This is a genomic window from Pseudomonas paraversuta (assembly GCF_904063065.1).
Taxonomy (GTDB): Bacteria; Pseudomonadota; Gammaproteobacteria; order Pseudomonadales; family Pseudomonadaceae; genus Aquipseudomonas; species Aquipseudomonas paraversuta.
Genome location: NZ_CAJFCL010000005.1, coordinates 170,056 through 190,986, shown reverse-complemented (window position 1 = coordinate 190,986; position 20,931 = coordinate 170,056). Strand labels below are relative to the sequence as shown.

The following is a 20,931-nucleotide window of genomic DNA, read 5'->3' as shown; positions in this document are numbered from 1 at the left end:
CGATACCCTTTAAGGAAAGATCGGAATGAAGATCGCCGATGGTTTTGACGCGCGACGTTTGCGTCCCAAGGCACACAGCAACTGGCGTTCGCGTCTGGTGCTGCTTTTTGCCGCCCTGCTGACGCTGTGCGGCGTGCTATTGCTACTGGCCGGCGCCAGTAGCCTGATTGGCCATCCAGAGGCGTTGGGCGAGCTCAACGCCAGCCCTGCCGGGGCGATCGTAGTGCTGGTATTCGGAATACTGATCAGCTGGCTGGGTGTCTGGCTTTGGCGCCGCCGCCGTCGCCGGATGCGCCAGCCGTTTGGGCTGAGCATGGCTGCGCACCTGATGAAAAAGCGCGACTGAGGCATATCCGCCGCCCGATTGTCGTCGACTTGGGTAAACTAGCCGCCCTTCGCGGAGGCTGACATGCAAGACGACGACTTTTCCCTGTTCAAAAACGAGACTCGCGGTGTAAAGCCGATCAAGCATGATCGTGCCGATACCGGCAAACCCAAATCCGACCGAGCACAACTGGCCAAACTGCGCCAGAACGCGACCGTGCGCACCAATGCCACGATCATCGACGGCCTGTCGGACCAGTTTGTGATTGATGTCGGCCCCGAAGACCAATTGAACTGGTCACGGGACGGCGTGCAAGAAAGCCAGATGCGCAAGCTCAAACTCGGCCAGATCAGCTTCGAAGGCAGTCTTGACCTGCACGGCATGACCGTCGAAAAGGCCCGCGAAACCCTGTGGGAGTTTCTGGGCGAAGCCTCCCGCCTTGAAGTGCGCTGTGTCCGCGTCACCCACGGCAAAGCCGTGCGCCTGGACGGCAAGCGACCAATGATCAAAAGTCACGTCAACACATGGTTGCGCCAACACTCGCAAGTGCTGGGGTTCTGCTCCTGCCAGGCCAGGCATGGGGGCGCCGGGGCGGTTTACGTCATGCTCAAGCGCACCATGATGGATGGTCGCGACGAGTAACACCCTATCACCACACTTGCAGCGCCGTGCCAGCCCCCGTACCCTTACTCTTTGCGAAAAATCCCACAGGTAGATTAATGTCCCTGGAACAAAACTACACCGCGATCCTCGGTCAACTCGGCGAAGACGTTTCCCGTGAAGGCCTGCTGGATACGCCAAAGCGTGCCGCCAAAGCCATGCAGTACCTTTGCCGCGGCTATGAGCAAACCCTGGAAGAAGTCACCAACGGTGCCTTGTTCAGCTCTGACAACAGCGAAATGGTACTGGTCAAGGACATCGAGCTTTACTCGTTGTGCGAACACCACTTGTTGCCGTTTATCGGCAAAGCTCACGTCGCTTACATTCCGAGCGGCAAAGTGCTGGGCCTGTCGAAAGTGGCACGGATAGTCGACATGTACGCCCGTCGCCTGCAGATTCAGGAAAACCTGAGCCGGCAGATTGCCGATGCGGTGATGCAGGTTACCGGTGCGCTGGGCGTGGCCGTAGTGATTGAAGCCAAGCACATGTGCATGATGATGCGCGGTGTCGAGAAACAGAACTCGTCGATGATCACCTCGGTGATGCTGGGTGAGTTCCGCGAAAACGCGGCCACCCGCAGCGAGTTTCTCAGCTTGATCAAGTAATATCCCCAGTCAGAAAGACCGGCGTTGATCGCCGGTTTTTTTTCGCCTGCCGATTTCAGGTAAGCTGCGCCCCTTCTTTCTCGCCCATGAGGCTTTTACTGTGTTTATCAAAGCGCTTCGCGTAGGCCTGGGTCAGCTGATCATCGCTGGCGATTTCATAACCCGTCCCGGCAAAAAGCAACGCCCGGCAGCGGCTCAGGCCCAGGTTGACGAGGCCGCCAAAAGCCTGACCCTGTACCAGTTCCATGCCTGCCCGTTCTGTGTAAAAACCCGCCGCACCCTGCGCCGCCTGAACGTACCAGTGGCACTGCGCGACGCCAAGAACAACGAACAGGACCGCCAGACGCTGCTGGAGCAAGGGGGCAAGATCAAAGTCCCGTGCCTGCGGATCGAAGAAGACGGCAAGACCACCTGGATGTACGATTCCAAAGTCATCATCGATTACCTGAACCAGCGTTTTGCCAACGTTTAACCTCCTGTGACCCGACTCGCTGACGGGAAACCAAGGCTGCGAGCTCAAGTTTTGCGGGCTCTGCCCGATCGCAGCCCTGGAATATCTTCAGCGACTGCGGGTTACTTCTGGTTCAGTCAGCGTCATCACCGTCCAACCTTGTGCAGATAATCCCCATGCGAAAATTACTTGCCCTGAGCCTGATCCTGCTGGGCGGCTGCAGTCATGAGCCGCAAACGTCCGACATCAACGGACTATGGATCAACCAGGCGGCCATCGATTCAGCCGCCCAGGGCAGGCCCTTGCTGCAGACCATTGATGCCCACGGCATGAACCTGGAATGGAACATCGACACCCGTAACGGCAAAGTACAATTTCGCAATGCATTCGAGCTGAACGAAGGCCAATTGCTGCCCAAGGCTCCCGGTACCTGGGCCATTTACCACGACGGGCATTTCATCAACGAACTGCAACTGAATGGCAAACAACTGATCCAGCAACCCACAAAAACTTACGCAGCCCAGGTTTTCTCACGTCCGGCCCGGTCCGTCGCCGGCGCCAGGACGGACACGAATTTCCGGCAGGCATTGAACGCAGCCTATATGGGTGGTCAGTGGAGGATCGTTGAAGGCCCGGGTACCGGTAACACCGTTGCGTTCAAAGATGATGGCGGTGTGACAGGGCTGGGACAAAATGACCGGTATGAGTTGTGCCTGGGAGGCGATTGCGCCAATCAAGGTGCCGGCAATGACACCCTCTACCTGGGCAAGGGTGATATCGGGGAAGGATGGATTTTCGTCCGTCATGGCAAGCAGCTGGAGATTTTCAAGGCGATCAACCTGTCACTGCCCGACGAAATCCCCCAGCTCACTCCGGGTCCACGCCAATGGCTGCTGGAAAAACAGTGACGCAAAAAAGGAGCCCTTGGGCTCCTTACTGCTCATTCAAGGCCTGACACCCTACCTGTGGCGAGCGGAGGACTGCACAGCAGCCAATTTACAGGGCCGGTTTTCAACCTGTCCTGTATCTCAATCAAGCATCCCCACATGCCTCGGATGGCTGGCCACCCGTTGTAGCCAGGCTTGAATGCCCGGATAGCCGCTCAGGTCAAATCCGCCCTGATCTGCCACGTGGGTGTAGGCATACAGCGTCACGTCCGCAATCGAATAGTGATCGCCCACCAGATACGGAGTGCGGGCCAGCTGCTGTTCCATCACGTCCAGCGCCTTGTAACCGCGCTTTTGCAGTTTGCGGTATTCCTCAAGACGTTCCTCGGGCAACCCCAGGTACAACTGGATAAACCGCGCCACTGCAATGTAAGGCTCATGGCTGTATTGCTCGAAAAACTGCCACTGCAACACTTGCGTACGCAGCCGGGGCTCACCGGGCAAGAACTCGCTGCCGTCGGCCAGGTAGTTGAGAATCGCGTTGGACTCCCAAAGGCAGGTGCCGTCTTCCAGCTCCAGCACCGGCACTTTGCCGTTGGGGTTTTTCGCCAGAAATTCCGGGGTTTCAGTTTCGCCCTTGAGAATGTCCACCGCGAACCACTGATACTCAAGACCCAGCAAATGCAACATCAGCTTGATCTTGTAGCAGTTGCCCGAGTTGTAATCGCCATAGACCTTGAACATCGCAACTTCCTTCAGGCCGCCTGGGCGGCCTGTGCTTGACGAATCACGTTAGCCAGACGCTTGAGACCTTCGTGCAGGCGCTCAGGGTCGATGTGGCTGAAGTTCAGACGCAGGCTGCCGACATTCTGATCCGGATTGGCAAAGAACGGTTCGCCCGGCATGAAGGCGACATTTTGCTCCAGCGCCGGCTTGAGCAAGGTACGGGTGTCAAACGGCTGCTTGAGGGTCAGCCAGAAGAACAGCCCGCCCTGCGGCACATGCCAGTCAGCCAGGTCCGAGAAATGCTCTTGCAGCGCCAGCTGAAAGCCATCGCGACGCACGCGATAGAAGTCCCGCAGCTCAGCCAGGTGGTTGCTCATTTTCTCGGTGCCGATCCACTGCAAGGCCTGCCACTGACCGACACGGTTGGTGTGCAAGTCCGCCGACTGCTTGAGGCGCAACAGATGCGGGAACAGGTCCGGGCTGGAAATCAGGAAGCCCACCCGCAGCCCCGGCAACAGGGTTTTGGACACGGTGCCGGTGTAGATCCAGCTGGCTTTTTTCAGGCGGCTGACAATCGGCGTGGCGCTGCCGCCATCGAAATTCAGTTCGCGGTACGGCTCGTCTTCGATCAGGGTCACACCGAACTCGTCCAGCAATGCCGCTACCGCGTCACGCTTGGTTTCGCTGTAACGCACGGCAGACGGGTTCTGGAAGGTCGGGATCAGGTAGATGAACGCCGGGCGATGTTGCTCCAGCTGCACCCGCAGCGCCGCCAGATCAGGGCCATCGGCTTGCAACGGGAAGCTCAGGCACTCGGCGCCGAACAATTGAAAAATTTGCAGCGCCGCCAGGTAGGTCGGCGCTTCGAGCATGATTTCGGTGCCCTTGTCGATGTACAGCTTGGCCGCCAGGTCGAGGGCCTGTTGCGAACCGCTGAGAACCATCACCTGGCTCGCATCACAATCAACCCCCAGGGCGCGGGCTTCTGCGGCCAGTACTTCACGCAGGGCCGGCTCGCCTTCGCTCATGCCATATTGGCCCATCGAGGCCGGCATGTCGGTCCAGTCGACCTTGGGCAGCATGGCCTCGGCCGGTAGTCCGCCGGCGAAAGACATGACTTCCGGACGTTGGGCCGCAGCCAGAATTTCGCGAATCAAAGAGCTTTTCAGGCGGGAAACACGTTCGGAGAAGGCCATACAGATCACCGGTAGCGGAAGTAATTGGAAATAAGTCAAACTGATTGACCGAAATTACGCCGCGCAGCCTAGATACGTCAATATGCCTGACCTTAAAAATCCAACCACTCAGCGCGCCGCCATGGAAGCCTTCTTCTTTGGCTATCAAGCATTTACCGCCAAAGCCGATGAAATGCTGGCCCGCCGCGGGCTGAGTCGGGTGCATCAGCGCATCGTTTTTTTTATCGCCCACTACCCCGGGGTGAGCGTCAAGGAACTGCTGGTATTGCTGGGGGTCAGCAAGCAGGCATTGAATACGCCATTACGCCAGTTGATCGAGATGAACCTGGTACGCAGCGTTGCCCCCGAGACCGACAAGCGCAAGCGGCTACTGGAACTCACGGCTGACGGCGTCAGTTTCGAAAAAGCCCTGCGCCGCGAGCAAGTCAAATTGCTGCAACGGGTATTTGCCCAGGCGGGTGAAGACGCGGTCAATGGCTGGCTGGCGATCAATCAGGCTTTAGGCCAAAGCCGCCAGGCCTGACAGCTGCCTATCTGCCTATCTGCCTATCTGTAGGAGCGAGCTTGCTCGCGAGCTTTTCAATGCAATAACGCAGAGCTCGCAAGCAAGCTCGCTCCAACAGAGCTTATATTTCGATCACAATCCGAAAAACATTATTTGCTTTTTTTGTATACAAAAGCATAATCCTCGTCACACACAGATTTCTGACTCAAAGGTCAGGAAAAGCATCGCCCGCCTCAAACAGCGCCCTTACAAAAATAAAAGCCTGAGGACATCACCGTGGACAGCCAAAAGTCAGAAGCACCCGCCCTGGATCTTTCACCGCCCGCCTCCCGAGGCTGGCTGGAGCGCCTGTTCAAACTGTCGCTGCATGGCACTACGGTCAAAACCGAGCTGATTGCCGGGTTGACCACCTTTATCACCATGGCCTACATCATCTTCGTCAACCCCAACATCATGGCCGATGCCGGGATTGACCATGGCGCAGCCTTTGTCGCGACCTGCATCGCCGCTGCGCTGGGCAGCATGCTGATGGGTCTTTATGCCAACTGGCCGGTAGGCCTGGCGCCAGGCATGGGCCTCAACGCGTTCTTTACCTACACCGTGGTCGGCACCATGGGCTATAGCTGGGAAACCGCCCTTGGCGCAGTGTTTATCTCCGGCGTGCTGTTTTTGATTCTGACCCTGTCACGGGTCCGCGAATGGTTGCTCAACAGCATCCCCGCCAGCCTGCGCTACGCCATGGGCGCCGGCGTCGGCCTGTTTCTGGGAATCATCGGCCTGAAAACCTCGGGCATAATCGTCGACAGCCCGGCCACCCTGATCAAGCTCGGCTCACTGCGCGACCCCGCTCCGCTGCTGGCCGCCGTGTGCTTTCTGATGATCGCGATTCTCAGCTATCACAGGGTGTTCGGCGCAATCCTGATCAGCATCATCGCCGTCACTCTGGCGGGCTGGGGCCTGGATCTGGTGCACTACAACGGCATCATGTCCGCCCCGCCCAGCCTGGCACCGACCTGGATGGCGATGGACCTCAAGGGCGTGTTCAACGTCAGCATGATCAGCGTGGTCCTGGCCTTCCTGTTTGTGCACATGTTCGACACCGCCGGCACCTTGATGGGGGTGGCCCAGCGCGCCGGACTGGTGAAAGCGGATGGCAAGATCGAAAACCTGTCCCGCGCCCTCAAGGCTGACAGTGCGTCCAGCGTATTTGGGGCAGTGGTCGGTGTACCGCCCGTCACCAGCTACGTCGAAAGTGCCGCAGGCGTTGCGGCCGGCGGACGTACCGGGCTCACCGCCGTGACCGTGGGCGTACTGTTTGTCGCCGCGATGTTCTTTGCCCCGCTGGCTGGCATGATTCCCGCCTATGCCACTGCCGGAGCGCTGATCTACGTGGCCATGCTGATGATGGGCGGCATGGAGCACATCAACTGGAGCGAACCTACCGATTGCATCCCGGCGATTGTGACCATGATCATGATGCCCCTGACCTTCTCGGTGGCTGACGGTATAGCCCTTGGCTTTATCAGCTACGTTGCACTCAAGGCCGGCACGGGCAGGTACCGCGAGATATCCGTGAGCCTGTGGGTGCTCTGCGCCATTTTCATTGCCAAGTTTATTTACCTGTAAACAGGGCAATATCGACCTGCCCCGCCCGGTGCGGGGCGTTTGCTTTTTTAGAAGAGGGAGAGCACGTAATGAGTCTGGAAACCTGGCTGCTGTTCAGCAGCGCGGCACTGGTGGTGATCCTTATCCCGGGGCCGTTGTCGTTACTGATGATCAGCAACAGTTTGAACTACGGCCTGCGCCGCTCGTACCCCGCCTTTCTGGGTGGCGTGATTGCCTCGATTTGCCTGCTCAGCGCTTCGGCACTGGGGCTGGGGGCCCTGCTGCTGGCCTCGGAGCAGTTGTTCAGCGCGCTCAAGATCGTCGGTGCGCTGTACCTGTTCTACCTCGCCTGGCAAAGCTGGAAGCAATCGCGGCAACCGGCCACCGCCGTCAACGTACCGGCCGCCGCACCAAAACCGCGCTTCAGTGCCCTGTTTGGACGCGCGTTCGTACTGGGCGCCAGCAATCCGAAAGACATTCTGTTCTTTGCCGCATTTCTGCCGCAGTTTCTTGATCCCGATCAGCCTTTCCTGGCGCAGTTACTGGTGATGATTGCCACCTGGACCGTGCTGGACCTGCTCTGCAAGCTGGCCTACGGCCTGGGCGCACACGGCGCGGCGGGCTACCTGCGCAGCGGCAAGGGCCAGAGCTGGTTCAACCGTATCAGTGCCGGCCTGTTCGGCGTGGCGGGCACCGCGTCTTTGCTGAGCCGCTAAAGCCGGCAATAACACCTGTAGGAGCGAGCTTTTTAACAGCCCGCTCCTACAGGCTTGGCGCACATTGCGGGCAAAAAAAAGCCCGCAGTGCGAGCGGGCAAATAACCACATGCGCAGATCGAAAAACCTAGCTGCCGCGATACGTCGAATAGCTGTACGGCGAAATCAGTAGCGGCACATGGTAGTGATCCTGCTCGGCACTGATGCCGAATCTGAGCACCACCACATCCAGAAATGCCGGCTCCGGCAACTGCACACCCCGTGCGCGGTAGTAGTCACCGGCACTGAACTGCAACTGATAAACCCCTGAACGGTAAGTGTCACCCTCCAGCAACGGTGCGTCGCAACGGCCATCGCTGTTGGTCTGCGCCGTGGCGACCAGTTGCAACTGCGAACCTTCCACCCGATACAGCTCGACCTTGATCGAACTGCCCGGACAACCGTGTGCGGCATCCAAAACGTGCGTAGTCAAACGTCCCATTGCGTGTGCGACCTCCCCGAACCGGTAAATAAAACTGGCGCTGCACCCTTTTGACCCGTCAAAAGATCCGGCGCAGCCAGGATTAAGACATTTATTAAAAAAATTGTACACAATTAAAAACGCAAATTAACCCAGGCCACAGCGCATAAGGCCTGGACCCCGTATTCCTTGAACACCGCTGCAGCCAAAGACTTTATATTCATAAGCTGACCAATCAGGCAAGTTTTTTGCAAGTACCTTTCCCGCACAAAGCATGGTAAAAATGCGCAAAAGCAGGGTTACAAACGCATTACAAAGTTGTATACAATCAGACCATCACAGTGACGCCAGGTCTGGCCAATCGACTGTTAACTAAACAATAAGGAAGATTGAGTGAGCGCTGACTACCCACGCGACCTGATTGGTTACGGTCCCAACCCTCCGCATCCGCATTGGCCGGACAACGCCCGCATCGCCCTGTCTTTCGTACTCAACTACGAAGAAGGCGGCGAGCGCAACATCCTCCACGGCGACAAAGAATCAGAAGCCTTCCTCTCGGAAATGGTTTCGGCGCAGCCGCTGCAGGGCGAGCGCAACATGAGCATGGAGTCCCTGTACGAATACGGCAGCCGTGCCGGCGTATGGCGCGTGCTCAAGCTGTTTCGCGAATTCGATATCCCGCTCACGGTGTTCGCCGTGGCCATGGCGGCCCAACGTCACCCTGACGTAATCCGGGCCATGGTTGCCGCCGGTCATGAGATTTGCAGCCACGGTTATCGCTGGATCGACTACCAGTACATGGATGAAGCCCTCGAGCGCGAACACATGCTCGAAGCCATCCGCATCCTCACCGAAATCAGTGGCGAGCGTCCGCTGGGCTGGTACACCGGCCGCACCGGCCCCAATACCCGGCGGCTGGTGATGGAAGAAGGCGGCTTTCTGTATGACTCTGACACCTACGACGATGACCTGCCCTACTGGGAACCCAACAACCCCACCGGCAAGCCGCATCTGGTGATCCCTTACACCCTGGACACCAATGACATGCGCTTCACCCAGGTGCAGGGTTTCAACACCGGCGAGCAATTTTTCCAGTACCTCAAGGATGCTTTCGATGTGCTGTACGCCGAAGGCGCAGAGTCGCCGAAAATGCTATCGATCGGCCTGCATTGCCGCCTCATTGGCCGCCCTGCGCGTCTCGCCGCCCTCAAGCGCTTCCTTGAATACGCCAGGGGCCACGAACAGGTCTGGTTCACCCGCCGCGTGGACATCGCCCGGCACTGGCACGCCACCCACCCTTTTGTTGCAGAGACCGGCCAATGAGCACCTTCAAAACTCTCAAGCCTTCAACCCTGAGTCGTGAAGCGTTCGTGGCAGCCTTTGCCGATATTTACGAACACTCGCCCTGGGTCGCCGAAAAGGCTTACGACCTGGGTCTGGACAGCAGCGTCGACCAGATCGAAACCCTGCACCAGCGCATGAGTGACATTTTGTTGAGCGCCGATCACGCCAGTCAGCTGGCACTGATCAATGCTCACCCGGACCTGGCGGGCAAAGCTGCCGTACAGGGCCAACTGACCGAAGCCAGCACCCATGAACAGGCTGGCGCCGGTATTCACCAATGCACGGAAGAAGAGTTTCAGCGCTTCACCGAGCTGAACGAGGCCTATAAAGCCAAGTTCAAGTTTCCCTTCATCATGGCGGTAAAAGGCAGCGACCGGCACCAGATCCTCGCCGCGTTCGAGACCCGCATCCACAACCCGGCAGACGTCGAGTTCAAATGTGCGTTGGCGCAAATCAACAAAATAGCCCTGTTCCGATTACTCCAGCTCTAAGCCGAGCCGGCACCTGCCGGTCACGCATCTCCAGCCACTTATTTAAAGGCAGACCAGAAGAATGAAAGCTTACGCCGTACCTTTCGAGAAGTTCGTCAACCTGGCCGATGCCCGTCTGGGCACCAAGATTATCTCGGTGACCGATGACTGGTTCGCTGACGCCAACCGCATGTTCCAGCCGACCCCGGCCGTATGGAAGGAGGGCGTTTTCGATGACAACGGCAAGTGGATGGACGGCTGGGAGTCCCGCCGCAAGCGCTTCGAAGGCTATGACAGCGCGGTGATCCGCCTGGGCGTACCCGGCTCGATCAAAGGCGTGGACATCGACACTTCATTCTTCACCGGCAACTTCCCGCCGTCTGCCTCCCTTGAAGCCTGCTTTCTGGCCCAGGGCGAGCCCAACGAAAACACCCAGTGGGTTGAAGTGCTGTCCGCGGTCGAACTGCAAGGCAACAGCCACCACTACCACGAAATCAGCAATGACCAGGCCTTCAGCCACTTGCGTTTCAACATCTACCCGGACGGCGGCGTAGCCCGTCTTCGCGTGTACGGCGTGCCGTTCCGTGACTGGTCGGCAGTGGGCGACAACGAACAGGTCGACCTTGCCGCAGCCCTGAACGGTGGCCGTGCCCTGGCCTGCTCCGACGAACACTTCGGCCGCATGAGCAACATCCTCAACCCGGGCCGCGGCATCAATATGGGCGACGGCTGGGAAACCGCACGCCGCCGTACCCCGGGTAACGACTGGGTGATCGTGGCGCTGGGGCATGCCGGCGAGATCGAAAAAATCATCGTCGACACCCTGCACTTCAAGGGCAACTACCCGGACACCTGCTCGATTCAGGGTGCGTTCGTCAAAGGCGGCACTGACAGCCAGATCGAAACCCAATCGCTGTTCTGGCGTGAACTGCTGCCTGCACAGAAGATGGAAATGCACGCCGAGCACAGCTTCAGCGAGCAGATCAAAGCCCTGGGCCCGATCACTCACATTCGCCTCAACCTGTTCCCGGACGGTGGTGTAAGCCGCCTGCGTATCCTGGGCAAGGTCGCTAAATAAGGAATAACCCCGTCGCCGGTCAACCGGCTCCCACAGGCATATGCCAATGCGGGAGCCGGCTTGCCAGCGACAACAACAGATCCAACACCACAGAATCCGGAAAAGAAGACAGACCATGCGCACATTGCAGATTGAACCGCTGACCAAAGAAGCCTTCGCCCCCTTCGGTGACGTTATTGAAACCGACGGCAGCGACCACTTCATGATCAACAACGGTTCGACCATGCGCTTTCATCGTCTGGCCGAAGTCGAAACCGCGCAGCCGGAAGACAAGGCCATCATCAGCATTTTCCGCGCCGATGCGCAGGACATGCCGCTGACCGTGTGCATGCTGGAGCGCCATCCGTTGGGCAGTCAGGCTTTCATCCCGCTGCTCGGCAACCCCTTTCTGATCGTGGTCGCGCCACTTGGCGATGAACCTGTATCAGGCTTGGTCCGCGCCTTTGTCAGTAATGGCAGGCAGGGCATTAATTACCATCGCGGCGTTTGGCACCATCCGGTGCTGACGATCGAAAAGCGGGATGACTTCCTGGTGGTTGATCGCAGTGGCACAGGCAATAACTGCGATGAGCATTTCTTCAAAGAGGATGAGCGATTGATCCTCGCCCCCCACCAATAAGAGAAGGTCTGATCACTCACGCAAGAGTGACAGGCAAGAGGTAAAGACTGTGGAAGCACATCTGATGGAATGGCTGAATCTGAGCGTACGCTGGATTCATATGATTACCGGTGTGGCCTGGATCGGCGCGTCGTTTTATTTTGTCTGGCTGGAAAACAACCTCAACCGCAACAACCCAAAAGAGGGGCTGGCCGGCGACTTGTGGGCCATCCACGGCGGCGGCATTTACCACCTCGAAAAATACAAGCTGGCCCCCCCTACCATGCCGGACAACCTGCACTGGTTTAAATGGGAGGCCTATTTCACCTGGATGTCGGGCATCGCCCTGCTGTGCCTGGTGTTCTACTTCAACCCGGCACTTTACCTGATCGCTCCCGGCAGCAGCCTGAGCGGCCCGCAAGCGGTGGCCATCGGCATTGGTTCATTAGTTGCCGGCTGGTTCATTTACGACTTTCTGTGCGATTCGGCCCTGGGCAAACGCCCGGCGCTGCTCGGCCTGATCCTGTTCGTACTGCTGGTAGCTGCCGCATTCGGCCTGAGCAAGGTGTTCAGCGGCCGAGGCGCCTATCTGCATGTGGGCGCCATTATCGGCACCATCATGGTCGGTAACGTGTTTCGCATCATCATGCCGGCCCAGCGGGCTCTGGTGGCCGCGATCAAGGAAGGCCGTACGCCCGATCCGGCCCTGCCGGCCAAAGGCCTGCTGCGTTCGCGTCACAACAACTACTTCACCTTGCCGGTGCTGTTCATCATGATCAGCAACCACTTCCCCAGCACCTACGGCAGTGCCTACAACTGGTTGATCCTGGCCGGGATTGCGGTGCTGGCAGTATTGGTACGCCATTACTTCAACACCCGCCATAACAGCCACAAATTTGCCTGGACCTTGCCGGTCGCGGCCCTGGGCATGATCTGCCTGGCATACGTCACCGGCCCCAAGCCTGCACCAACCGCCCCCGAAGTGGCCAAGGTGATCAAGTATCAGCCCATCCCTGAAACCGCAGTCAGTGGCGCCAAACCCGCTACCGCGCCGGCGCCTGTCACTGCACCTGCTGCAGCGCCAGCACCGGTGGCCAGCGTCGATTTCGACAAGGTGCACGCTGTGATTCAGGAGCGCTGCGCGGTCTGTCATTCGGCCACACCCACCAGCCCGCTGTTCAGCGCGGCCCCCGGGGGCGTGATGCTCGACACCGCACAACAAATCCAGTTGATGGCACCGCGGATTCAGGCCCAGGCCGTCGCCAGCCAGATCATGCCGCTGGGCAACATCACCCAGATGACCCAACAGGAACGTGACCTTCTGGGCGCCTGGATCAACACCGGAGCCCGCACCAACTGACGCACACCTTCTGTGACCGCAGCCATGGCGCGGTCACAGAAACACACCACAAGCTCACAACAATAAAAATGAACGAGGTGTTGCATGTCCGAATTAACCGAACCACGCATACCCGCCATAACCGCTCCGCCTCCCCTGGCGCGGTTGCCGTTGTTGCAATTGATTCTGGTCGGCTTGCAGCATGTGCTGCTGATGTATGGCGGCGCCGTTGCCGTACCGCTGATTATCGGCCAGGCCGCGGGCCTTAGCCGCGAAGAGATCGCTTTCCTGATCAACGCCGACCTGCTGGTGGCCGGGATCGCAACCATCGTCCAGTCGATGGGCATCGGCCCCATGGGCATTCGCATGCCCGTGATGATGGGCGCCAGTTTCGCTGCAGTCGGCAGCATGGTGGCCATGGCCGGAATGCCGGGTATCGGCATGACCGGGATTTTCGGCGCAACCATTGCTGCCGGTTTTTTCGGGATGATCATCGCGCCCTTCATGTCCAGGGTGGTGCGCTTCTTCCCGCCGCTGGTGACCGGCACCGTGATCACCTCCATTGGCCTGTCACTGTTCCCCGTGGCAGTGAACTGGGCCGGTGGCGGCAGTGCCGCGGCACAGTTCGGCTCACCGATGTACCTGGCCATCGCCGCACTGGTGCTGGCCACCATCCTGCTGATCAACCGTTTCATGCGTGGCTTCTGGGTCAACATTTCGGTGCTGATCGGGATGGCCCTGGGTTATATATTGTCCGGCGCACTGGGCATGGTCGACCTCAACGGCATCGGTCTGGCGCCGTGGTTCCAGGTGGTCACCCCGCTGCACTTCGGCATGCCTGAATTCCATCTGGCACCGATCCTGTCCATGTGTCTGGTGGTGGTGATCATTTTTGTCGAGTCCACCGGGATGTTTCTGGCCCTGGGCAAAATTACCGGCCAGGAGGTAACCCCGCGCATGCTGCGCCGCGGCTTGCTGTGCGATGCCGGGGCTTCGTTCCTGGCCGGCTTCTTCAACACTTTTACCCACTCCTCCTTCGCCCAGAATATCGGTCTGGTGCAAATGACCGGCGTGCGTTGCCGCTCGGTAACCATCATGGCCGGGGTATTCCTGATTACCCTCAGCCTGCTGCCCAAGGCAGCCTATCTGGTGGCCTCGATTCCGCCAGCCGTACTGGGCGGCGCAGCCATCGCCATGTTCGGCATGGTGGCAGCCACGGGGATCAAGATCCTTCAGGAAGCGGACATTGCCGACCGACGCAATCAATTGCTGGTGGCGGTAAGTATCGGCATGGGCCTGATTCCGGTGGTACGGCCGGAGTTCTTCGCCCACCTGCCACTGTGGATGGGCCCCATCACCCACAGCGGCATTGCCATGGCCGCCGTCAGCGCGGTCAGCCTGAACCTGTTGTTCAATGTGCTGGGCGGCGCCGGTCGCGCCGCCATGAGCGGGCACGTGCATCAGCACTGATGCCCCATCTGCCTGTCTGTAGGAGCGAGCTTTTAACGCAGCAACGAAAAGCTCGCGAGCAAGCTCGCTCCTACAGTGCATCGGCGCATCGGTATTAAAAATAATAAAAAAGGGAATTACCCATGAACTGCAAACACTGGGGCATCACGCTCGCGGGTGGGTTTCTGGCTGCCGGTCAGGCCATGGCCGGTGATCTGTTTGTATGGCAAACCAACAGCCTGACGTATCTGTACGGCAAGAATTTCGCGATCAACCCTTCGATCCAGCAAACCCTCACCTTTGAACATGCCGATAAATGGAAATACGGCGACAACTTCCTGTTTGTCGACCGGATTTTCTACAACGGCAAAGCCGACCCCAACAAAGGTCCGCACACTTATTACGGCGAGTTCAGCCCGCGGCTGTCGTTCGGCAAGATATTCGAGCGGAAACTGGAGTTCGGTCCAGTCAAGGATGTATTGCTGGCCATGACTTACGAGTACGGCGAAGGCGACAGCGAGGCCTACCTGATCGGCCCGGGCTTTGACCTGGCGGTACCCGGGTTCAATTATTTCACCCTCAACTTCTATCGCCGTCACACCGAAGGGCCGCGTCCCGGCACCGGAACCTGGCAGATCACTCCGTCGTTTTCCTACACCCTGCCCTTGGGCCGCTCCAACCTGCTGATCGATGGCTACATGGACTGGGTGGTGGACAACGACCGCAACTCACGGGGCACTTACCACGCCAACCTGCACTTCAATCCGCAGATCAAGTACGACCTGGGCAAAGCCCTCAATCTGGGTGAAAAACAATTGTATGTCGGCATCGAATACAGTTACTGGAAGGACAAGTACGGCATCGATAGCAGCAGCCGTCTGGACACCAATCAGAACACTGCCAGCGCCCTGGTGAAAGTGCACTTCTAGATCAAGCCTCTGCGATGCCCTGTGATTGCCCGACATGCGCAATGACAGGGCACTTGAGTACCGGCCCCGGAGCCCGTATCCTGCGCGCCCGCTCACGGGTGAGCGTTGTTCAAAGCTGACTTCAAAGCCAACTTAATACAGTTAAACCAAGGGCTTACGGCCGCCTTAGCGCTCTATCCACTCAACTGTCAGACGACAGCCGAGGGATTTACGTTGGCCGCCAAACCGCCGTGGCCCGGCACTTGCTACAGGTATTAAAGTTGACCGAAAGGGCAAGTTTTAAACAGAGGAATCAAGGCGCCGGAACAGAGCGTTACGTTCTTATCAATGCAGAATTTTTAATTTTTGGAGCAACCGAATGAAGCGCATTCTGACCAGCCTGATGCTTGCGGGGAGCATGCTTGGCGGGGCACCGGCAGTTGCCGGCGACCTGCTGCAATGGCAAACCAACAGCCTGACTTACTTGTACGGCAAGGACTTCCAGGTCAACCCGAAAATTCAACAGACCCTGACCTTCGAGCACGCTGACAGCTGGAAGTACGGTGACAACTTTCTCTTCGTCGACCGTATTTTTTACAACGGTAAAAAAGATGGCAACGTAGGCCCGAACACTTACTACGGCGAGTTCACCCCGCGTTTGTCGATGGGCAAGATCTTCGACCAGAAGTTTGAGTTCGGTCCGATCAAAGACGTGCTGCTGGCCATGACTTACGAGTTCGGCGAAGGCGACACCGATGCCTACCTGATCGGTCCGGGTTTCGACCTGAACGTACCGGGCTTCGACTACTTCCAGCTGAACTTCTACCAGCGCTTCCCTGAAGGCAACCGTGCCGGCCGTGGCGTGTGGCAGATCACCCCGGTGTGGTCCTACACCCTGCCCCTGGGCAATTCCGATGTGCTGATCGACGGCTACATGGACTGGGTGGTCGACAACGACCAGAACTCGCGCGGCACCTACCACGCCAACCTGCACTTCAACCCGCAGATCAAATATGACCTGGGCAAGGCATTGAGCTGGGGCGCCAAGCAGCTGTACGTCGGTATTGAATACGACTACTGGAAAAACAAATACGGCATCGAAGACAGCGGCGCGTTCAAAACCAATCAGGACACTGCGAGCCTGCTGGTCAAGTACCACTTCTGATACCCGGGCCCCGGGCGCTTCACTGCGCCTGGGGCGCCAGCAGCAACCCGCGCAGCATCAGGTCCAGGCTGTCCAGAGACGCCGCCAGACGCTGTGGCGGGTTGTCGGCCCCGGCAATCCAGAACGACAGGTCCATCAAACCACCCTGAATCAACCGTGCCAGGGCTTCGGGATCGGTGGCCTGAATCACCCGGGTGTCCATCAAGCCTTGCAGCATCGCCGCCATTGAAGCGCTGCAGTCCGACTGGCTGCTCTGCAGGTACTGCGACCCCAGCACCGACGGCGCATCGCGCAGCATGATCCGCTGCACCTCCACCTGTAGTGCCATTTCCAGAAACATCCGACAACGCCCTTTAAAACCGTCCCACGGGCTCGCCGCCCGGGCAAAGGCCTCTGCCAGCTGTACATCCAGCTCGGCATCGACTTGCTGCACCACGGCCTGCAACAACCCCTTCTTGTCGCCAAAATGGTGATACAGCGCACCCCGGGTCAGCCCCACCGAAGCAGTGAGTTCATCCATCGACGTCTGCGCATAACCGATCGAGCCAAACGCCTGACGCGCTGCATCGAGCAGCTTGCCACGGGTTTGTTCAATCATTTGTGACCGCACTTTGGGCGCCATGCCTGTCCCCCTAATTTCAGATACGTCGCGTATGTTAATTGACATACGCAGCGTATGCGTATATTTCTGCATACGCCGCGTATGTGACGCGGTCAGATGACTGCTCCGGAGCTTGTATGGCCAACCCTTATCGCGAGATTTTCAGCGCCCCCGGCACCAAGGCTTTCAGCGGTGCGGGCCTGCTCGCCCGCATGCCGATTTCCATGGTCGGGATCGGCATCATTACCATGCTGGCGCAACTGCGCGACTCCTACTGGCTGGCTGGTGCCGTGGCAGCAACCTTTGCCTTGTCCATGGCATTGCTGGCACCGCAGATCTCGCGCTGGGTCGATCAATACGGCCAGGGCCGCGTGCTGCCCGGCATTAGCGCCATCGGCGTGGGGGCGTTGCTGGCATTGCTGCTGTGCAGTCATTTCGCGGCGCCGGACTGGACTCTCTTCGTCTTCGCCGCGCTGGCCGGCTGCATTCCCAGCATGTCGGCGATGGTCCGCGCACGCTGGACCGAGTTGTTTCGCGGCTCGCCCAAACTGCATACCGCGTTCTCGTTCGAATCGGTACTCGATGAGGTGAGTTTTATTATTGGCCCGCCGATTTCCGTGGGGCTGAGCGTGGCGCTGTTTCCCCAGGCCGGCCCTCTGGCGGCCGCCATTTTCCTCGCGATCGGGGTCACTGCATTTGTACTGCAACGCAAAACCGAGCCACCCGTGCACCCGCGCAGCGCCGACAACAACGGCACCGTCCTGAGTCAGGGTGCAGTGATGATATTGCTCCTGGCATTGCTGGGGCTGGGGACGATTGTCGGCACCGTGGATGTGGTCAGTGTTGCCTTCGCCCAACAGCAAGGCCAACCCGCCGCCGCGAGTATTGTGCTGTCGGTGTACGCATTGGGATCGTGCATCGTCGGACTGGTGTTCGGCACGCTCAAGCTGAACATGCCGTTGCCCAAACTGTTCCTGCTGGGTGCGCTGGCCACCGCATTGACCATGGTGCCGCTGATGTGGGCCGACAGCATCGCCACCCTGGCCGGCGCCATGTTTGTCGCCGGGCTGTTCTTCGCCCCGACCCTGATTACCGCCATGGGCCTGGTGGAAAACATAGTGCCGCCGGCCAAGCTCACCGAAGGCCTGACCTGGATGATCACCGGCCTGGGCATGGGGGTTGCCCTGGGCGCCGTGCTTGGCGGCTGGGTCATTGATGCTTACGGTGCCCAGGCCGGGTTTGGCGTATCGCTGGCGGCGGGGAGCGTGATGCTGCTGGTTGCCGTACTGGGTTATCGCTTGTTGCAACGCAGCACCACGGTTCGTCCTAGCCTTTGATGGCGCGCCAGACCTTGCTCACGCCCGCCACCACGGCCAGCACCACCGCGCCGGCAACAATGCCGGCCACGGTATTGAGCAGGGTCGGGACTATGGCCGAGACCACACCCAGCCACTGGGCGCTGCTTGCAGCCACGCCTTCGATCCAGTGATGGGCCGCAGGTACGCCATGGGTGAGGATGCCGCCACCGACCATAAACATGGCCGCGGTGCCGATCACCGACAGGCTTTTCATCATGTACGGCGCGGTACTCAACAAACCTCGGCCGAAACTGCGCTGGAAACCTGACCACACACCATCACCGGTTTTCTGGCTCAGGTACAGGCCGGCGTCATCCAGTTTGACGATGCCGCCCACCAGGCCATAAACCCCCACCGTCATCACAATGGCGATACCGCTGAGCACGACGACCTGCTGCAGCAACGGCGATTCGGACACGATCCCCAGGGTGATGGCGATAATTTCGGCCGACAGAATGAAGTCGGTGCGTATGGCCCCCTTGACCTTGTCTTTCTCGAAAGCCACCAGATCGACTTCTGCATCGGCCACCGCCTGTTGCAACGCCTGGTGCTTGCCCTGATCTTCGGCCTTGCTGTGCATAAACGGATGGGCGAGTTTTTCAAAACCCTCAAAACACAGGTAAGCACCGCCCAGCATCAACAGCGGCGTCACGGCCCACGGCGCAAACGCACTGATGGCCAGCGCCGCGGGCACCAGAATCAGCTTGTTGCGAAACGAGCCTTTGGCTACCGCCCACACCACCGGCAACTCCCGGTCAGCCCTTACGCCAGAGACCTGCTGCGCGTTGAGTGCAAGGTCATCCCCCAGCACCCCGGCGGTCTTTTTGGCGGCCACTTTGGTCATCAGCGCGACGTCATCAAGGACTGCGGCGATATCGTCGAGCAACACCAGTAAACTACTGCCTGCCATGGGCAAACTTCCCTTCCAGATTGAATGGTGCCAAGCATAGCGCGTGCCAGCCCTCAGGCTGCAATCTTGAGCAGCCCGCAAGCCCGGTGCTACCATGCCCGACCGCCCAACCAGGCAAGGAAATATCGGGTTTATGAGCAGTATCCGCGAGCGTAATAAAGAACTGATTTTGCGTGCCGCCAGCGAAGAGTTCGCTGACAAGGGTTTCGCCGCCAGCAAAACCAGCGACATCGCCGCCAAGGCAGGCTTGCCCAAGCCCAATGTCTACTACTACTTCAAATCCAAGGAGAACCTCTACCGCGAGGTCCTCGAAAGCATTATCGACCCTATTCTGCGCGCATCGACCCCGTTCAATGCCGACGGCGAACCCAATGCCGTACTGAGCAATTACATCCGTTCCAAAATCATGATTTCCCGCGACCTGCCCTTTGCGTCAAAAGTGTTCGCCAGCGAAATCATGCATGGCGCCCCGCACCTGAGCGAGCAGCAGGTGCAATTGTTGAACGTCCAGGCCAAACACAACATTGACTGCATCCAGACCTGGATCGACCGTGGCCAGATTGCGCCGATCGACCCCCATCACCTGATGTTCAGTATCTGGGCAGCGACCCAGACCTATGCCGACTTCGACTGGCAGATCTCGGCCATCACCGGCAAAGCCAAACTGCAAGACAGCGACTACGAAGCCGCGGCCCAGACCATCATCCGCCTGGTGCTCAAGGGATGTGCACCGGACTGACCACCCCCTGCCCCTGCCCCTGCCCCTGTAGGAGCGAGCTTGCCTCGCGAGCTTTTAAAACAGACGCGAGGCACAGGACTGCCCACCCCTGCCCCCTGTAGGAGCGAGCTTGCCTCGCGAGCCTTTAAAACAGACGCGAGGCACCGGACTGCCCACCCCCTGCCCCCTGTAGGAGCGAGCTTGCTCGCGAGCCTTTAAAACAGACGCAAAGCACCGGACTGCCCACCCCCTGCCCCTGTAGGAGCGAGCTTGCCTCGCGAGCCTTTAAAACAGACGCGAGGCACCTGACTGACCACCCCCTGCCCTCTGTAAGAACGAGCTTGCCTCGCGAGCCTTTAAAACAGATCGCGAGGCAAGCTCGCTCCTACAACAAGCGGCGAGCCAATAACGGACTACACCGCCACCCCCGCATCCGCCCGCAAGCCCTGGGCTTCTATCGCACTGATGGCGCATTGCTCGTCAATATCCGAGGTATCGCCGCTGATACCCATGGCGCCTATCACCTGCCCCTGAGCATCGCGAATCAGTACCCCGCCCGGCGCAGGCACCACGTCACTCTGGCCCATGCCGTTCAGCGCGGCGAAAAACGCCGGGCGCTGCTGTGCATCCAGCGCCAGCAAACGCGAGCCCTTACCCAGTGCAATCGCGCCCCAAGCCTTGCCAATGGCAATGCTGGGCCGTAGCAGGCTGGCGCCATCTTCGCGCTGCAGCGCCAGCAAATGCCCGCCGCTGTCCAGCACCGCCACGGTCAATGGGGCGGCGCTTATCCGGCGCCCTGTGTTCAAGGCCTGTGCGGTCAGGTCTAAAGCGACTTTCAAGGTTAAAGCACTCATGGT

24 protein-coding genes are annotated in these 20,931 nt (G+C 59.0%); 18 read left to right on the top strand and 6 right to left on the bottom strand.

The genetic code is table 11. The features are described 5' to 3' along the window. Positions 1 to 25: 25 nt before the first annotated feature. The 5 genes from JQ845_RS12230 (at position 26) to JQ845_RS12210 (ending at position 2,949) form a co-directional block, all read left to right on the top strand. Positions 26 to 346 carry a hypothetical protein gene (locus JQ845_RS12230; RefSeq protein WP_003442017.1) on the top strand — a complete coding sequence of 107 codons (321 nt, stop codon included), beginning with the start codon at positions 26 to 28 and terminating at the stop codon, positions 344 to 346. Between the two features lie 63 nt (positions 347 to 409). Continuing rightward, positions 410 to 967: a Smr/MutS family protein gene (locus JQ845_RS12225; RefSeq protein ID WP_003442014.1), complete on the top strand. Its 558-nt coding sequence runs from the start codon at positions 410 to 412 to the stop codon at positions 965 to 967. A gap of 77 nt (positions 968 to 1,044) precedes the next feature. Beyond that, a complete protein-coding gene (gene folE / locus JQ845_RS12220; protein ID WP_003442011.1) occupies positions 1,045 to 1,590 on the top strand; it encodes a GTP cyclohydrolase I FolE in 546 nt (181 codons plus the stop codon). A 100-nt stretch (positions 1,591 to 1,690) separates the two neighbouring features. Continuing rightward, positions 1,691 to 2,062, top strand: a complete 372-nt coding sequence (locus tag JQ845_RS12215; RefSeq protein ID WP_003442008.1) for a glutathione S-transferase N-terminal domain-containing protein — start codon at positions 1,691 to 1,693, stop codon at positions 2,060 to 2,062. 155 nt (positions 2,063 to 2,217) lie between these two features. Then, positions 2,218 to 2,949, top strand: coding sequence for a hypothetical protein (locus JQ845_RS12210; protein WP_203009032.1), 732 nt, complete (start codon positions 2,218 to 2,220; stop codon positions 2,947 to 2,949). A 120-nt stretch (positions 2,950 to 3,069) separates the two neighbouring features. On the opposite strand, the gene JQ845_RS12205 is transcribed toward JQ845_RS12210, so the two are convergent. Together JQ845_RS12205 and JQ845_RS12200 are read right to left on the bottom strand one after the other, a co-directional pair. Further along, positions 3,070 to 3,672: a glutathione S-transferase family protein gene (locus tag JQ845_RS12205; protein WP_003442001.1), complete on the bottom strand. Its 603-nt coding sequence runs from the start codon at positions 3,670 to 3,672 to the stop codon at positions 3,070 to 3,072. 11 nt (positions 3,673 to 3,683) lie between these two features. After that, the gene (locus JQ845_RS12200) at positions 3,684 to 4,850 is read right to left on the bottom strand and encodes an aminotransferase-like domain-containing protein (protein WP_003441999.1); all 1,167 of its coding nucleotides are present in this window, start codon (positions 4,848 to 4,850) and stop codon (positions 3,684 to 3,686) included. Positions 4,851 to 4,932: 82 nt separating this feature from the next. On the opposite strand from JQ845_RS12200, the gene JQ845_RS12195 reads away from it, so the two are divergent. The 3 genes from JQ845_RS12195 to JQ845_RS12185 all read left to right on the top strand — a co-directional run bounded on the left by JQ845_RS12195 (position 4,933) and on the right by JQ845_RS12185 (position 7,676). Then, a complete protein-coding gene (locus JQ845_RS12195) occupies positions 4,933 to 5,373 on the top strand; it encodes a MarR family winged helix-turn-helix transcriptional regulator (protein ID WP_003441996.1) in 441 nt (146 codons plus the stop codon). Between the two features lie 258 nt (positions 5,374 to 5,631). Further along, entirely contained in the window at positions 5,632 to 6,981 is a 1,350-nt protein-coding gene (locus tag JQ845_RS12190) for an NCS2 family permease (RefSeq protein ID WP_003441995.1), read from the top strand. Between the two features lie 68 nt (positions 6,982 to 7,049). Next, positions 7,050 to 7,676 carry a LysE family translocator gene (locus JQ845_RS12185; protein ID WP_003441992.1) on the top strand — a complete coding sequence of 209 codons (627 nt, stop codon included), beginning with the start codon at positions 7,050 to 7,052 and terminating at the stop codon, positions 7,674 to 7,676. Between the two features lie 127 nt (positions 7,677 to 7,803). Here the strand turns inward: JQ845_RS12185 and uraH are convergent, their stop codons facing one another. Next, positions 7,804 to 8,157, bottom strand: a complete 354-nt coding sequence (uraH, locus tag JQ845_RS12180; protein ID WP_003441977.1) for a hydroxyisourate hydrolase — start codon at positions 8,155 to 8,157, stop codon at positions 7,804 to 7,806. A 372-nt stretch (positions 8,158 to 8,529) separates the two neighbouring features. Between uraH and puuE the strand changes: the two genes are divergently transcribed. The 8 genes from puuE to JQ845_RS12140 all read left to right on the top strand — a co-directional run bounded on the left by puuE (position 8,530) and on the right by JQ845_RS12140 (position 16,487). Further along, positions 8,530 to 9,459 (top strand): allantoinase PuuE, encoded by a 930-nt coding sequence (puuE, locus tag JQ845_RS12175; RefSeq protein WP_003441974.1) that lies wholly within the window; start codon positions 8,530 to 8,532, stop codon positions 9,457 to 9,459. Next, on the top strand, positions 9,456 to 9,971 hold the full coding sequence (uraD, locus tag JQ845_RS12170; protein ID WP_003441971.1) for a 2-oxo-4-hydroxy-4-carboxy-5-ureidoimidazoline decarboxylase: 516 nt from the start codon (positions 9,456 to 9,458) through the stop codon (positions 9,969 to 9,971). The genes puuE and uraD overlap by 4 nt, the downstream gene beginning before the upstream one ends. A gap of 61 nt (positions 9,972 to 10,032) precedes the next feature. Next, positions 10,033 to 11,028 carry an allantoicase gene (alc, locus tag JQ845_RS12165; protein WP_003441968.1) on the top strand — a complete coding sequence of 332 codons (996 nt, stop codon included), beginning with the start codon at positions 10,033 to 10,035 and terminating at the stop codon, positions 11,026 to 11,028. Positions 11,029 to 11,143: 115 nt separating this feature from the next. Then, on the top strand, positions 11,144 to 11,647 hold the full coding sequence (locus JQ845_RS12160; protein ID WP_003441966.1) for an ureidoglycolate lyase: 504 nt from the start codon (positions 11,144 to 11,146) through the stop codon (positions 11,645 to 11,647). A 49-nt stretch (positions 11,648 to 11,696) separates the two neighbouring features. Further along, positions 11,697 to 12,986, top strand: a complete 1,290-nt coding sequence (locus tag JQ845_RS12155; protein WP_010656415.1) for a urate hydroxylase PuuD — start codon at positions 11,697 to 11,699, stop codon at positions 12,984 to 12,986. Positions 12,987 to 13,070: 84 nt separating this feature from the next. After that, positions 13,071 to 14,435: a nucleobase:cation symporter-2 family protein gene (locus tag JQ845_RS12150; protein ID WP_003441961.1), complete on the top strand. Its 1,365-nt coding sequence runs from the start codon at positions 13,071 to 13,073 to the stop codon at positions 14,433 to 14,435. Positions 14,436 to 14,557: 122 nt separating this feature from the next. Next, on the top strand, positions 14,558 to 15,343 hold the full coding sequence (locus tag JQ845_RS12145; protein ID WP_003441959.1) for an outer membrane protein OmpK: 786 nt from the start codon (positions 14,558 to 14,560) through the stop codon (positions 15,341 to 15,343). A gap of 358 nt (positions 15,344 to 15,701) precedes the next feature. Continuing rightward, positions 15,702 to 16,487, top strand: a complete 786-nt coding sequence (locus tag JQ845_RS12140) for an outer membrane protein OmpK (protein ID WP_003441958.1) — start codon at positions 15,702 to 15,704, stop codon at positions 16,485 to 16,487. A 19-nt stretch (positions 16,488 to 16,506) separates the two neighbouring features. On the opposite strand, the gene JQ845_RS12135 is transcribed toward JQ845_RS12140, so the two are convergent. Then, on the bottom strand, positions 16,507 to 17,109 hold the full coding sequence (locus JQ845_RS12135) for a TetR/AcrR family transcriptional regulator (protein WP_003441956.1): 603 nt from the start codon (positions 17,107 to 17,109) through the stop codon (positions 16,507 to 16,509). Positions 17,110 to 17,225: 116 nt separating this feature from the next. Between JQ845_RS12135 and JQ845_RS12130 the strand changes: the two genes are divergently transcribed. Further along, a complete protein-coding gene (locus JQ845_RS12130; protein ID WP_003441954.1) occupies positions 17,226 to 18,425 on the top strand; it encodes an MFS transporter in 1,200 nt (399 codons plus the stop codon). Here JQ845_RS12130 and JQ845_RS12125 read toward each other — a convergent pair. Next, positions 18,415 to 19,356, bottom strand: a complete 942-nt coding sequence (locus JQ845_RS12125) for a DUF808 domain-containing protein (protein WP_203009031.1) — start codon at positions 19,354 to 19,356, stop codon at positions 18,415 to 18,417. The genes JQ845_RS12130 and JQ845_RS12125 overlap by 11 nt on opposite strands. A gap of 133 nt (positions 19,357 to 19,489) precedes the next feature. On the opposite strand from JQ845_RS12125, the gene JQ845_RS12120 reads away from it, so the two are divergent. Next, positions 19,490 to 20,095: a TetR/AcrR family transcriptional regulator gene (locus tag JQ845_RS12120; protein ID WP_003441950.1), complete on the top strand. Its 606-nt coding sequence runs from the start codon at positions 19,490 to 19,492 to the stop codon at positions 20,093 to 20,095. A gap of 392 nt (positions 20,096 to 20,487) precedes the next feature. On the opposite strand, the gene JQ845_RS12115 is transcribed toward JQ845_RS12120, so the two are convergent. After that, a complete protein-coding gene (locus JQ845_RS12115; protein WP_003441948.1) occupies positions 20,488 to 20,928 on the bottom strand; it encodes a GlcG/HbpS family heme-binding protein in 441 nt (146 codons plus the stop codon). Positions 20,929 to 20,931: the final 3 nt, after the last annotated feature.

Coding starts and splice junctions, on each gene's coding strand:
- JQ845_RS12230 (WP_003442017.1), top strand. CDS start 26: ATGAAGATCGCCGATGGTTTTGACGCGCGACGTTTGCGTCCCAAGGCA.
- JQ845_RS12225 (WP_003442014.1), top strand. CDS start 410: ATGCAAGACGACGACTTTTCCCTGTTCAAAAACGAGACTCGCGGTGTA.
- folE (WP_003442011.1), top strand. CDS start 1,045: ATGTCCCTGGAACAAAACTACACCGCGATCCTCGGTCAACTCGGCGAA.
- JQ845_RS12210 (WP_203009032.1), top strand. CDS start 2,218: ATGCGAAAATTACTTGCCCTGAGCCTGATCCTGCTGGGCGGCTGCAGT.
- JQ845_RS12205 (WP_003442001.1), bottom strand. CDS start 3,672: ATGTTCAAGGTCTATGGCGATTACAACTCGGGCAACTGCTACAAGATC.
- JQ845_RS12200 (WP_003441999.1), bottom strand. CDS start 4,850: ATGGCCTTCTCCGAACGTGTTTCCCGCCTGAAAAGCTCTTTGATTCGC.
- JQ845_RS12195 (WP_003441996.1), top strand. CDS start 4,933: ATGCCTGACCTTAAAAATCCAACCACTCAGCGCGCCGCCATGGAAGCC.
- JQ845_RS12185 (WP_003441992.1), top strand. CDS start 7,050: ATGAGTCTGGAAACCTGGCTGCTGTTCAGCAGCGCGGCACTGGTGGTG.
- uraH (WP_003441977.1), bottom strand. CDS start 8,157: ATGGGACGTTTGACTACGCACGTTTTGGATGCCGCACACGGTTGTCCG.
- uraD (WP_003441971.1), top strand. CDS start 9,456: ATGAGCACCTTCAAAACTCTCAAGCCTTCAACCCTGAGTCGTGAAGCG.
- alc (WP_003441968.1), top strand. CDS start 10,033: ATGAAAGCTTACGCCGTACCTTTCGAGAAGTTCGTCAACCTGGCCGAT.
- JQ845_RS12160 (WP_003441966.1), top strand. CDS start 11,144: ATGCGCACATTGCAGATTGAACCGCTGACCAAAGAAGCCTTCGCCCCC.
- JQ845_RS12150 (WP_003441961.1), top strand. CDS start 13,071: ATGTCCGAATTAACCGAACCACGCATACCCGCCATAACCGCTCCGCCT.
- JQ845_RS12145 (WP_003441959.1), top strand. CDS start 14,558: ATGAACTGCAAACACTGGGGCATCACGCTCGCGGGTGGGTTTCTGGCT.
- JQ845_RS12140 (WP_003441958.1), top strand. CDS start 15,702: ATGAAGCGCATTCTGACCAGCCTGATGCTTGCGGGGAGCATGCTTGGC.
- JQ845_RS12135 (WP_003441956.1), bottom strand. CDS start 17,109: ATGGCGCCCAAAGTGCGGTCACAAATGATTGAACAAACCCGTGGCAAG.
- JQ845_RS12130 (WP_003441954.1), top strand. CDS start 17,226: ATGGCCAACCCTTATCGCGAGATTTTCAGCGCCCCCGGCACCAAGGCT.
- JQ845_RS12125 (WP_203009031.1), bottom strand. CDS start 19,356: ATGGCAGGCAGTAGTTTACTGGTGTTGCTCGACGATATCGCCGCAGTC.
- JQ845_RS12120 (WP_003441950.1), top strand. CDS start 19,490: ATGAGCAGTATCCGCGAGCGTAATAAAGAACTGATTTTGCGTGCCGCC.
- JQ845_RS12115 (WP_003441948.1), bottom strand. CDS start 20,928: ATGAGTGCTTTAACCTTGAAAGTCGCTTTAGACCTGACCGCACAGGCC.